Source organism: Pseudomonas syringae group sp. J248-6 (assembly GCF_032586995.1).
Classification (GTDB): domain Bacteria; phylum Pseudomonadota; class Gammaproteobacteria; order Pseudomonadales; family Pseudomonadaceae; genus Aquipseudomonas; species Aquipseudomonas amygdali.
This window is the reverse complement of the sequence record NZ_JAWHOP010000014.1, coordinates 42,360-55,452: the sequence shown is the minus strand read 5'-3', so window position 1 is coordinate 55,452 and position 13,093 is coordinate 42,360. Positions and strand designations below refer to the sequence as shown.

At 57.2% G+C, this 13,093-nt stretch carries 9 protein-coding genes and 1 tRNA gene; 2 read left to right on the top strand and 8 right to left on the bottom strand.

Annotated features, from left to right (window positions below; all coding sequences use genetic code 11):
* Positions 1-120 precede the first annotated feature (120 nt).
* Positions 121-2,865, top strand: a complete 2,745-nt coding sequence (locus RYC17_RS18115; protein ID WP_316903962.1) for an MFS transporter — start codon at positions 121-123, stop codon at positions 2,863-2,865.
* A 51-nt stretch (positions 2,866-2,916) separates the two neighbouring features.
* On the opposite strand, the gene RYC17_RS18110 is transcribed toward RYC17_RS18115, so the two are convergent.
* The 8 genes from RYC17_RS18110 to rnr form a co-directional block, all read right to left on the bottom strand.
* The gene (locus RYC17_RS18110) at positions 2,917-5,232 is read right to left on the bottom strand and encodes a YgiQ family radical SAM protein (RefSeq protein WP_316903960.1); all 2,316 of its coding nucleotides are present in this window, start codon (positions 5,230-5,232) and stop codon (positions 2,917-2,919) included.
* Between the two features lie 107 nt (positions 5,233-5,339).
* Positions 5,340-6,734 carry a replicative DNA helicase gene (dnaB, locus tag RYC17_RS18105; RefSeq protein ID WP_002551832.1) on the bottom strand — a complete coding sequence of 465 codons (1,395 nt, stop codon included), beginning with the start codon at positions 6,732-6,734 and terminating at the stop codon, positions 5,340-5,342.
* Positions 6,735-6,857: 123 nt separating this feature from the next.
* A complete protein-coding gene (gene rplI, locus RYC17_RS18100) occupies positions 6,858-7,304 on the bottom strand; it encodes a 50S ribosomal protein L9 (protein ID WP_002551831.1) in 447 nt (148 codons plus the stop codon).
* 19 nt (positions 7,305-7,323) lie between these two features.
* Entirely contained in the window at positions 7,324-8,220 is an 897-nt protein-coding gene (locus RYC17_RS18095; protein ID WP_004666401.1) for a hypothetical protein, read from the bottom strand.
* 39 nt (positions 8,221-8,259) lie between these two features.
* Positions 8,260-8,490, bottom strand: a complete 231-nt coding sequence (rpsR, locus tag RYC17_RS18090) for a 30S ribosomal protein S18 (protein WP_002551829.1) — start codon at positions 8,488-8,490, stop codon at positions 8,260-8,262.
* A 28-nt stretch (positions 8,491-8,518) separates the two neighbouring features.
* Positions 8,519-8,944: a 30S ribosomal protein S6 gene (gene rpsF, locus RYC17_RS18085; RefSeq protein ID WP_002551828.1), complete on the bottom strand. Its 426-nt coding sequence runs from the start codon at positions 8,942-8,944 to the stop codon at positions 8,519-8,521.
* A gap of 213 nt (positions 8,945-9,157) precedes the next feature.
* Positions 9,158-9,919, bottom strand: coding sequence for a 23S rRNA (guanosine(2251)-2'-O)-methyltransferase RlmB (gene rlmB, locus RYC17_RS18080; protein WP_004666402.1), 762 nt, complete (start codon positions 9,917-9,919; stop codon positions 9,158-9,160).
* Complete coding sequence (gene rnr, locus RYC17_RS18075; protein WP_316903958.1) at positions 9,916-12,546, bottom strand: ribonuclease R; 2,631 nt, start codon at positions 12,544-12,546, stop codon at positions 9,916-9,918. Before rnr ends, rlmB begins: the two co-directional genes overlap by 4 nt.
* Positions 12,547-12,771: 225 nt before the next feature.
* Between rnr and RYC17_RS18070 the strand changes: the two genes are divergently transcribed.
* Positions 12,772-12,858: transfer RNA gene (locus RYC17_RS18070), tRNA-Leu, on the top strand.
* The last annotated feature ends 235 nt before the right edge of the window (positions 12,859-13,093 follow it).

The following is a 13,093-nucleotide window of genomic DNA, read 5'->3' as shown; positions in this document are numbered from 1 at the left end:
GAAACGGGGCGCACAGGGCAATAAGGTTGGACCCGCACGCAATATTTACTTAGTGCCACAGCCAGATTGATGCCTGATTACATCGTCCTCCAATGATTAACCATTATCGGAGCACTTGTAATGACACAGCTAAATCCCGCGCAACAACCGCTTTCAGAACCGGCCCAAGCTGTCGACGCTGACATCGACCTCATGGATCCGGCCGAAAGTGCTGACTACGAGACGACACGAAAAGCATTGCTTGCGGTAATGCAGAGCAGCAATGCCCCTATCAGCCTTGAAGACATTCGGATCAAGCCAGATCCAGCGTCCGGATTCGGCGAATACTGCGCTGAGAAAGCGGCTCTGCCTGCACCGCTCCAAGCCGAAAAGCAGGAGTTGCCGTTTCAGATAGACAGCGATGGCAGCGTCAGCCTGGCATTGATGCTGAGCTACAACTTCGGGTTGTCGCTTCCACCATCGCCTGACAAAACGGCAATCAAAACCCTGCTCAATACGCTGGCAGAACTTCGCGCCAGTCAGGAATTGGGGCTTATTGATCAGTTCGACATCAAGGCCATGCTGACACCGAAAAATCTGCAGGACCTGAAAGGAGCCCGCACTGAGTACCTGGGCAACGAGGGTGGCACGCTGCTTAGCAAGCTGGGTGCTGAAATCATTGCCTCCTGTCCACTGGCAGATGTGCAGGACTCCCCAGTGGCGGTTATGGCCCGGGTTCTCAGATCCGGACCGGCAAGGGCATTGGGACAAACGCTGCTGGCACAACTTGATCGGCCTGAGGAAGAAACGTCCGCGTCCCTGATGACACTCATGGACCGGATTTTATGGCATGCCATCAGCAGCGATCTTCAGCAACCTGAGGATCGAAAGCCTGGAGAAATTGCCGGCTACCCATTCTCCAGAACAGAAAACCTGGGGCGTAGCCACGCTGACATCCTGAACGATATGCACAGCCACCTGATCCACACGGGCAAGGCGGCGTCGATCAACGAAGCAACACTCGCACGCTTCATACTGGCACTGGAGAACTGCCCTGAATGGCTGGTCAACGGTGTTCCCGACGATCTGCCATACGGTTGTACTGAAGTGTGGGTCAATTTTCAGCATGGGGTCACCCTTGCGGAAGCCATCGAGTTTGGTTCTTCACGCTGGATGAGCTTTGACGACCTGATCGAACTGCCAGTGATCTTCAACAAAAGGATGGACACCGAAGAACAGCAAGCCGCCTATGTCACAACCCGCCTGCCCATCCTTCTGGCATGGGCGCAGGCCAACGGTTATATCCGTATTCAGGGCAACCTGCCTTATTCCGAACAAGAGATAGCACAGGCAGTCAGCGCGTTCGAAGAGTCCGAAACCGAATCACTTGAAGCCGTGAATGCACTGGTTCGCACAGCGCCAGAACGCAAGGCGATGGCCATCGTCGCCATGACAGAAGCGCGAAGAACGCCTGCAATTCAACAGATACTTGAGCAGGAAGATTATCCATTCCCGCCCATTGATCTACGCCCCAGGCTGGCGGTGCTACGCAAAAGCCATACGCCTGTCTATCGCGATCATAAAGGCACCCTCTCAGCATCCAATCTGCCCTATAACGCTTACGGCATAAAACACGATTCGTCGTCGTTGCTGGAGGTCTACATGGCCGGTGAAAACATTGATGACTGGAGACTGCCGGGGCGCAACAGCACGGAAGGCCTACTTCCCATAAACCGTGAAATGCAGTTGCTGTACAAGGCGCTGCCAGACATCAATCAACAATTCGAGCATGAGTTTCAGGCTTATCTGGCTGATGCCCGCAAGGCTTACGCGACAATCATTAAAAAGTTGCTGACTCAACTGCCTTTCAAGCATCGCCTGGCCATCGAAAATGGTGCCGTATCACTCTACTCGCTCAGACTACCGACCCAAGACCTGATGGCTGTTGCAGAAAGCGAGAAGCATCGAGAACCACTGCGAGGCCGCGCCGGTTTTATCATTGAGGCTGTCTACGAAGGCAAAACAAGGTTCTACGAAGTTTTCCCGCTGTTGATGAGGGTGCGTTATCGCCCTGATCTGAAGGCGCTTATCGAGAATGGTGTACCCGGGATCGAGTTCTGGACGATTACATCCACAATCCCGACGCCGGTGATTGTCAATAAGGGAAGAACATTGCCGTTTGATCAAAACGCCTACCTGCGCGGCGATGAACCGCGTGATGGCGCGACCGCCACCATGATTGCAGAAATTATTGGCGAGCCATTCGGCCCATCGAACACTGAGACAGCCCTGCATATGCCCATAACCACGTTTTCAAAACGCTGTACCGGCATTGCCAGTATTGTCTGCAGCCAGTTGTTCTACGTTAATGAGGATGACCTTTATGCACAATGCAAAGGCATTACCAAAATAGAAAAGGACAAAAGCGCGCCCGGGGCTATCGAAGAGATAACCAATATCCTGATATCTCTGACGCCCTGGCCCGAATTCAAAAGCCTCCTGTCCGGAGAGAAAAACCGCATGAGGGCAGGAGCACTAGGGCTGACGGTCTACATGATTCCGTACGGTGGCTTCGCCGGAAAGCTGCTTGCAGGTACTGCAAAGGTCGCCACGCGTTTAGGCAGAAATCTGATAGCCCGAGGTGGCAAAGTTCATGTTTCGAAATTGCTCATGAAGACGCGCATTACACTCAGAGGTACCACCTCGATCAATATCAGGCTAGCCCCTGACATGGCGGGGAAAGTATTGACTGGCGTTTCGCAATTCGTCGTGAAGCACGTCACCTGGAAATTTTTGGCGATAAACGTAGGTAAGGGTTACAGTCGCAGACTTCTCACCAGTATGGGCACGCAGGAGCCTCAAGCTGAAGAGCAAAAGGCTACCTGACCTGAAGAACAGCCGGGCCGCAGGTACAAGCGTACCTGCGGCCCATAGCTATCAGCGAGGCACTACAGGCTTGCGGGCTGGCTTGCCGCCTTTGCCCTTGCCACCCTTGGCTGCATCCATGCGCTCCTTGGCGGCCTGCTTGTTGCGCGCCATTGCGGCGGCCTTGGCCTCTTCGCGTTTGTCCCACGGCTTGCTGCCATCGCTGCCACGCGGTGGCAGGCCAGTATGCTGGGTCTGGATCAGCGTAGTCTTCGCGTTCTTGGCAACCTTGTGGCTGCCAGCTGGCGTCGAGTTCTTGCGGCGCGCACTTTGATAGCTGTCGGTCGCCGGCTGATGCAACGGGATCAGTTGATCCTTGCCCGGCCCGATCAGATCGGCACGGCCCATGCGTTCAAGGGCCTCGCGCAACATCGGCCAGCCTTTCGGGTCGTGATAGCGCAGGAAGGCCTTGTGCAGACGACGCTGCGCTTCACTCTTCACAATCGTGACTGCGTCGCTCCTGTAGGTGACCTTGCGCAAAGGGTTCTTGCCGGAGTGGTACATGGCCGTGGCGGTTGCCATCGGCGACGGGTAGAACGCCTGCACCTGATCCGCGCGGAAGCCGTTGCCCTTGAGCCACAGCGCCAGGTTCATCATGTCTTCATCGGTGGTGCCGGGGTGTGCGGCGATGAAGTAAGGAATCAGGTACTGCTCCTTGCCGGCTTCCTTGGTGTACTTCTCGAACATGCGCTTGAACTTGTCATAGCTGCCAATGCCCGGCTTCATCATCTGGTTGAGCGGACCTTCCTCGGTGTGTTCCGGGGCGATCTTCAGGTAACCACCCACGTGGTGCGTTACCAGCTCTTTGACATACTCCGGCGACTCGACCGCCAGGTCGTAGCGCAGGCCCGAGGCGATCAGGATTTTCTTCACGCCCGGCAGGGCGCGGGCACTGCGATACAGCTGAATCAGCGATGAATGATCGGTGTTCAGGTTCGGGCAGATGCCGGGGAATACGCAGGACGGCTTACGGCAAGCCGATTCGATCTCCGGGCTTTTGCAGGCGATGCGGTACATGTTCGCGGTCGGCCCGCCCAGATCGGAAATCACGCCCGTAAAGCCCGGCACCTTGTCGCGGATCTCTTCGATTTCGCGAATGATCGACTCTTCGGAGCGGTTCTGAATGATCCGGCCTTCATGCTCGGTGATCGAGCAGAAGGTGCAGCCGCCGAAGCAGCCACGCATGATGTTCACCGAGAAACGAATCATGTCGTAGGCAGGGATCTTTTCCTTGCCGTACGAAGGATGCGGGACACGCGCGTAAGGCATGCCAAACACGTAGTCCATTTCTTCAGTGGTCATCGGAATGGGCGGCGGGTTGAACCAGACGTCGACCTCTCCATGCTTCTGCACCAGCGCACGGGCGTTGCCCGGGTTGGTTTCAAGGTGCAAAACGCGGTTGGCGTGGGCATACAGCACGGCGTCGTTGCGGACCTTTTCCACCGATGGCAGGCGGATGACCGTCTTGTCCCGGGTCATGCGCGGGCTGGCAAGAATCTGCACCACCTTGGCTTCGTTAGGGTCCTCGACGTTGCCTTTTTCCTGCTCGATGGCGCAGGCCTGCGTGTCCTGGGTGTTGACGTACGGGTTGATGATCTTGTCGACCTTGCCCGGACGGTCAATACGCGTGGAGTCGACTTCGTACCAGCCCTGCGGCGTGTCGCGACGAATGAACGCGGTGCCACGCACATCGGTGATGTCTTCGATCTTGTGGCCATAGGACAAGCGCTGGGCGACTTCGACAATCGCGCGTTCAGCATTGCCGTACAACAGGATGTCGGCGCAGGCGTCGATCAGGATCGAGTTGCGAACCTTGTCCTGCCAGTAGTCATAGTGCGCGATGCGGCGCAGCGAAGCTTCGATGCCACCCAGCACGATTGGTACATGCTTGTAGGCTTCCTTGCAGCGCTGGCTGTAGACCAGACTCGCGCGGTCCGGACGCTTGCCAGCCATGCCGCCAGGGGTGTAGGCGTCATCGGAGCGAATTTTCTTGTCCGCGGTATAGCGGTTGATCATCGAGTCCATGTTGCCTGCGGCGACACCGAAGAACAGGTTCGGCTCGCCGAGCTTCATGAAATCGTCTTTGGACTGCCAGTTTGGCTGCGCAATGATCCCGACCCGAAAGCCCTGGGACTCAAGCAGACGGCCGATGATCGCCATGCCGAAAGACGGGTGATCGACGTACGCATCACCGGTAACGATGATGATGTCGCAGGAATCCCAGCCAAGCAGATCCATCTCTTCCCGGCTCATGGGCAGGAAAGGTGCTGGTCCGAAACATTCGGCCCAGTACTTGGGATAGTCAAATAACGGCTTGGCTGCTTGCATGTTCAGGACCTACGTTTGCACGTTGGAAAAATCGCGGGCGCGGAATATAGCACATTTTTTGATCAAACCCGACGACAGTGGTCGGATTTGATTGGCCTGACCTCGGGTCAATCGTCGTCGAAGTTGTAACTGCCTGGTGCCAGGTTCTCGAAACGCGTGTATTTGCCGATGAATGCGAGGCGCGTGGTGCCGATCGGCCCGTTACGCTGCTTGCCGATGATGATCTCGGCAATACCTTTATGCTCGGTTTCCGGGTGATACACCTCGTCCCGGTAGACGAACATGATCACGTCGGCGTCCTGCTCGATCGCTCCGGATTCCCGGAGGTCGGAGTTGATCGGGCGCTTGTTCGGCCGCTGCTCCAGGGAGCGGTTGAGCTGCGACAGGGCAATGACCGGGCAGTTGAATTCCTTGGCCAGCGCTTTCAGCGAGCGCGAAATCTCGGAAATTTCGTTGGTCCGGTTGTCACCGCTCGAGCCGGGAATCTGCATCAACTGCAGGTAGTCGATCATGATCATGGCGATATCGCCGTGCTCACGTACGATCCGCCGGGTACGCGCACGCATTTCGGACGGGCTGATACCGGCAGTGTCATCGATGAACAGCTTGCGATCATTGAGCAGGTTGACCGCAGACGTCAGCCGCGGCCAGTCATCGTCGTCGAGCTGACCCGCGCGCACCTTGGTCTGGTCGATGCGCCCCAGTGACGACAACATACGCATGATCAGCGATTCACCTGGCATCTCCAGCGAGTAGACCAGAACCACCTTGTCACTGCGCAGCACCGCATTCTCGACAAGGTTCATGGCAAACGTGGTTTTACCCATCGACGGACGTCCGGCAACGATAATCAGGTCGGCGGGCTGCATTCCGCTGGTCTTTTCGTCGAGGTCGGTGTACCCGGTGGACAGGCCGGTGATGGCGTTATCACTGTTGAACAGGGTATCGATACGGTCGATGGCCTTGGTCAGCAGGTCGTTGACGCTGACCGGACCGCCCGTCTTGGGGCGCGCTTCGGCGATCTGGAAGATCTGCCGCTCAGCCTCGTCAAGAATTTCTTCGGCGGTACGGCCTTCCGGGTTGAACGCACTGTCGGCAATTTCGGTGCTGATGCCGATCAATTGCCGCAATGTGGCACGGGCCCGGACAATCTGCGCGTAGGCCTTGATGTTGGCGACAGAAGGCGTGTTTTTCGCCAGCTCACTGAGGTAGCCCAGGCCGCCTACTTGCGAGGTCTGCCCTTCCTTGTCCAACTGCTCAGCCAGGGTGACCACGTCAATCGGGCTGTTCTGGTCGGCCAAGCGGGCGATGGCGCGGAATATCAGGCGGTGGTCATGTCGATAGAAATCACCATCGGAAACTTGATCAAGCACCCGCTCCCAGGCGTTGTTATCCAGCATCAAACCACCGAGCACGGCCTGTTCGGCCTCGATGGAATGTGGCGGCACCTTCAGGGCAGCGGTTTGCAGATCGTATTGTTCGGGGGTGGAAATATCGTTCATGGCCACTTCAATTCGAGGTTTGCAGAATGGGGATGGCACAAAGACAAAGGGCACGACCTGTGAACAGGATCGTGCCCGATGTTAATCCTCTGGCAGCAATGCCGCCAGACGATTACGTATTGCTTAAGCAGCCACTACGACAACGCGTACGGTCGCTTCTACGTCGCTGTGCAGGTGCACGGCTACGTCGTATTCGCCAACGTTGCGGATAGTGCCGTTCGGCAGACGAACTTCGCTTTTTGCAACTTCAACGCCGGAGGCGGTCAGTGCATCAGCGATGTCGTGCGTACCGATCGAACCGAACAGCTTGCCTTCGTCACCAGCGGTGGCAGTGATAGTCACTTCCAGCTCAGCCAGTTGAGCAGCGCGAGTTTCGGCAGATGCTTTCTTGTCTGCAGCCAGTTTTTCCAGCTCTGCACGACGCTCTTCAAACGCAGCCACGTTGGCAGCGGTTGCAGCGGTTGCTTTGCCGTAAGGCAGCAGGTAGTTACGACCGTAGCCGGCCTTAACGTTTACTTTGTCGCCCAGGTTGCCCAGGTTGGCGACTTTTTCCAGAAGGATCAGTTGCATGTGGAAATCCTCTTAACTTTTAACCTTCACCGTTCGCAGGACCATTGCCGGAGTCTTTCGAACTCCGGCGACCGCGAAAATCAATCAGGCTGTCGACAATGGCAATTACCACGAGCAACGGATAGATCAGTTGCATGAACACCAGCAGCGTTATGTACATCCCTACCAGCCAGAACCGGGAAAGCCGCTTTTCAGCAACCAGACCGTGGATCAGAGCCAGCCCCGCAAACACCAGCGGTACGCTGCAAAGCGGTGTAAGCATTGCTATCTGCGGACCGAAATTCGGCCCCACCAGCATGCACACCAACAGCGCCAACGCAGGCACCAGCGGGAGTTTCACAGCGCGAAATTCACGCCCGAAACCACCAGGGTTGTACAACATCGCTTGCCAGTACCGCCCAAGAATCAGGCACAGCACACTGACAATTTGCAGCACAGCCGCTATCAGGCCATTCAGGACGGGTGCAATCAGTGCCCCCAGACGCGCTCGCTCCTCTACGTTCAACTGCTCGTAGAGCCCGGCCAGCATTGTCGGCAGATGCTTTTGCAGCTCCTGCGACATTGCTTCCAGAGGTTCGCGAAAAACCGTGCCCAGAATTACTGCATACACCACGCCCAACGCCACGCTGACCAGCAGCACGCGGACCCAGGACTCGCTGGCACGCAAAACCATTGCCAAACTCAGCGAACCGGCCAGCACCATGGCTGTACGAGGTTCGCCGAAATACCACCAGACCAAAGCCGGCAGCAGAGCCCAGGACAGGACACCAACGGCATCACTGAACCCGCGTCGCAGAAGCACAAGGCACCCTGCGGCAGCACTCAACCAGAACAACAGCGGCAATGCCGCACATCCAGCCACTACAAGAGTGGCCTGCATACGGCCGCGCATGATGAATTCAGCCAGGGCACGCATGCTTTCTATCCTTTGTTACGTTTTGTCGACTACCTGGTCTCAGCGGCCGTGGCTGTCGGTGTAGGCCAGCAGGGCCAGGAAGCGGGCACGCTTGATAGCGGTGGCCAGCTGACGCTGATAACGTGCTTTGGTACCAGTGATACGGCTTGGAACGATTTTGCCGGTCTCGGATACGTAGGCTTTCAGAGTGTTGAGATCTTTGTAATCGATCTCTTTGACGTCTTCAGCGGTGAAGCGGCAGAATTTACGACGACGGAAGAAACGTGCCATGTAATTGGCTCCTCAAAAGGTCCGTGGATTACTCGTCAGCGTTATCGCTAACGTCGCTGTTGTCGCCGTCATCGCCATCGGCGCTGTCGGAGTGCTCAGGACGGTCACGACGCTCACGGCGCTCACTGCGGTTCTCTTCAGCCTTGAGCATCTCGGACTGGCCAGTTACGGCTTCGTCGCGACGGATGACCAGGTTACGGATCACAGCATCGTTGTAACGGAAGTTGTCTTCCAGCTCGGCCAGAGCCTTGCCAGTGCACTCAACGTTCAGCATCACGTAGTGAGCCTTGTGAACATTGTTGATTGCGTAAGCCAGTTGACGACGGCCCCAATCTTCCAGACGGTGGATTTTGCCGCCGTCTTCTTCGATCAGCTTGGTGTAACGCTCTACCATGCCGCCGACTTGCTCGCTTTGATCCGGGTGGACCAAAAAGATAATTTCGTAATGACGCATGAATGCTCCTTACGGGTTGTAGCCTGCCGCTCAAAAGCGGTCAGACAAGGAGTGAATGACACTGTTGGTCTTGCTCAGGGACAGGCACATGCGCGCCTGCCGTGACAGCAAGGGGCGCAATTGTAGAGAAGGGTCGAGGGAGGCGCAAGGCAATTGGTGAATTAATGAGCAGATCGCATGGCGCGACCTGCTCACTCTGGCCAGGCGCCGAAATCAGGCCTTTTTGCCGGCAGCCTTGACACTGCGCTGACGCAGCGCTTCAAACAGACACACGCCAGTCGCGACCGACACGTTAAGACTGCTGACACTGCCCGCCATCGGCAGACGCACCAGATAATCGCAGTGCTCGCGGGTCAGGCGACGCATGCCCTTGCCTTCCGCACCCATGATGATGATGGTCGGGCCGGTCAGGTCCTGTTGATACAACTCGACCTCGGCCTCGCCTGCCGTGCCGACAACCCACAAGCCGCGCTGCTGGAGCTTTTCCAGCGTGCGCGCCAGGTTGGTCACAGCCACCAGCGGGATGACTTCTGCCGCACCGCAGGCGACTTTGCGCACCGCTGGCGTCAAGGTCGCAGACTTATCCTTGGGCACGATCACGGCCAGTGCACCTGCCGCATCGGCGGTACGCAGGCAGGCGCCGAGGTTGTGCGGATCGGTCACACCATCAAGCACCAGCAGCAACGGCGAACCTTCGCTGCGGTCGAGTAGCTCGTCGAGCATTGCCTCGCCCCAGACCTGGCTAGGACTCACATCGGCAACCACACCTTGATGCACGCCTTCGACCCAGGCATCCATTTCGCGACGCTCCGCCTGACCAATGGTCACGCGATTCTCACCCGCCAGCGCCACCAGCGTCTGAACGCGGGGGTCGTTACGACCCTCGGCCAGCCAGATGTGCTTGACGCGTTTCGGGTGATGACGAAGTAACGCTTCTACGGCGTGAACACCGTAGATTTTTTCCAGCTGACTCATGACTTGGCCTTGGGTTTACGAGCGCCACCGCTTTTCGCGGTTGGCGCGGAGCCCGATTTTGACGGACCTTTACGGTGTTTACTGGCCGGCTTGCTCGACGAAGGCGCAGAGCCCGACCTGTCAGACTTTCCCGACGACGCCTTGCTACCACCCTTCGCGTCTGCCAGAAGGGCTTTTTTCAGCTCGCGGCTTTTACGCACTTCTGCGTTTTTCGCCGCCGCATCGCTCGGGCGATACGCTTCGGTACTGCTCTCCTTGGCAGAAGCGCTACGGCGACCGGACTTGGCAGGCGCCTTTTCCTTTTCAGCCGCTGTAGTAGCAGGCGGCGCAGTGTCATGACCACGACGCTTGCGACCAACCGGCGTTGCAGCCGCTGCGGTTTCGGAAATCTCGAAGTCGATCTTGCGCTCATCCAGATCAACACGCATGACGCGCACTTCGACGCTGTCGCCCAGACGGAAGTTACGCCCGGTACGCTCGCCGGCAAGGCGGTGATGCAGGGGGTCGAAATGGTAGTAATCACCCGGCAGAGCCGTGACGTGAACCAGACCTTCGACGTAGATGTCAGTCAGCTCGACGAACAGGCCAAAGCCGGTTACCGCCGTAATCACGCCCGGGAATGACTCGCCCACGCGATCTTTCATGTACTCGCACTTGAGCCAGTTGACCACGTCGCGCGTAGCCTCGTCGGCACGGCGCTCGCTCATCGAGCATTGTTCGCCCAACTGATCGAGCAGCGCGTCGTCGTACGGGTAGATACGCGCCTTCGGAATCGTTGCAGCACCGGCACGGCGTACGTGCGGGGTATCCTGCTTGGAGCGGATAACGCTGCGAATCGCACGGTGCGTCAGCAGATCCGGATAACGGCGGATCGGCGAAGTGAAGTGCGTATACGCTTCGTAATTGAGACCGAAGTGGCCGTTGTTGTCAGAGCTGTAAACGGCCTGGCTCAACGAACGCAGCATGACGGTCTGAATCAGGTGGTAATCCGGACGGTCACGAACGGTTTCAAGCAGCGCCTGATAATCCTTCGGTGTCGGACCTTCCTTGCCTTTGTGCAGCGTCAACCCCAGCTCACCGAGGAATGCACGCAGTTTTTCCAGACGCTCTGGCGGCGGGCCATCGTGAACGCGGTACAACGCGGGAATTTCGTGCTTCTTCAAGAACTGCGCGGTGGCCACGTTGGCGGCCAGCATGCACTCTTCGATCAGCTTGTGGGCATCGTTGCGGGTGGTCGGACGAATTTCGGCAATCTTGCGCTCGGAACCGAAGATGATCCGGGTTTCCTGAGTTTCGAAATCGATCGCGCCACGCACATGACGCGCGCCCAGCAACACCTTGTACATGGCGTAAAGCTGCTTGAGGTGCGGAACCACGTCGCCGTATTCGCCGCGAAGGCTTTTGGCTTCAGCCGTTTTCGGCTGTTCCAGGATCGTGCTGACCTTGTTGTAGGTCAGGCGAGCGTGGGAGTGGATGATGCCTTCGTAGAATACGTAGTCAGTCATCTCGCCGGTCTTGGAGATGGTCATCTCACAAACCATGGCCAGACGATCGACATGCGGGTTCAGCGAGCACAGGCCGTTGGACAACTGCTCAGGCAACATCGGTACAACACGCTCGGGGAAGTACACCGAGTTGCCGCGAACCTGGGATTCAGCATCCAGCGCCGAGCCGATTTTCACGTAGCTCGATACGTCGGCAATGGCCACGTAGAGCTTCCAGCCACCGGAGAACAAGCGCAGCTTGCCCGGCTTGGCTTCGCAATAAACCGCGTCATCGAAGTCGCGAGCGTCTTCGCCATCGATGGTCACGAAAGGCAGGTGGCGCAGGTCTATGCGGTTTTCCTTATCCTTCTCTTCGACTTCCGGCTTGAGCTTCGCAGCTTCCTTGAGTACAGCCTCAGGCCACACGTGCGGAATATCGTAAGTGCGTAGCGCAACATCGATTTCCATGCCCGGCGCCATGTAGTTGCCGACCACTTCGACCACATCACCCTGCGGCTGGAAGCGCGGCGTTGGCCAGTGGGTGATTTTCACCTCGACGAACTGGCCGATCTTCGCATTATTGTTGCGGCCCGGCGTTACCAGCACTTCCTGCTGGATTTTCGGGTTATCGGGTACAACAAAACCAATGCCGCTCTCTTCGAAGTAGCGACCAACGATGGTTTCGTGAGCACGCGAGATCACTTCGACAATAACGCCTTCGCGACGACCGCGACGGTCAAGGCCGGAAACGCGCGCCAGCGCCCGGTCACCGTCGAATACCAGACGCATTTGCGCCGGGCTCATGAACAGGTCATCGGAACCGTCGTCCGGCACCAGAAAGCCGAAGCCATCGCGATGCCCGGAGATGCGACCCAGGATAAGGTCAAGCTTGTCTACCGGTGCATAAGTGCCACGACGGGTATAGATCAACTGGGCGTCGCGCTCCATCGCGCGAAGGCGACGGCGCAGGGCCTCGAATTGATCTTCGGTGGTCAGGCCGAATTCTTCGACCAGTTGCTCGCGACTGGCCGGCGAACCGCGCTCGGCAAGGTGCTGCAAGATCAGCTCACGGCTGGGAATAGGGTTTTCGTATTTTTCCGCTTCACGAGCGGCCTCGGGATCGAGGGACTGCCAATCGGCCATTAGATAGTTTTCACCTTGTATATATAGGGGTTAGTTTGGCATAGACCTCATGAAACGGGAAATTTCACGCTCAAACCACTCGACAAAAAGCCTCCCTGACCACGCTGCAACACCCGAAACACACCGCCCGCGAATTTTTTCGACTTTTTTTCATCGCCGGGGTTTACAGCCTAAAAAGCGCTCCGTATAGTGCGCGCCATCGGCAGGTTGATGCCTTCCGATACTGCCCAGATGGTGAAATTGGTAGACACGCCAGCTTCAGGTGCTGGTGACCGCAAGGTCGTGGAAGTTCGAGTCTTCTTCTGGGCACCAATTCAGGCAACAGACTACAACAGTCTCAAGCCTCACAAAAACCCGCGAAAGCGGGTTTTTGCATTTTCAGGTTTTGATTATTAAATCAAAACAGGGGTTTACAGAGCAAAATGATCGCCGTATAGTGCGCCCCATCAACGGCGGAGACGCTGCTGATGCTGCCCAGATGGTGAAATTGGTAGACACGCCAGCTTCAGGTGCTGGTGACCGCAAGGTCGTGGAAGTTCGAGTCTTC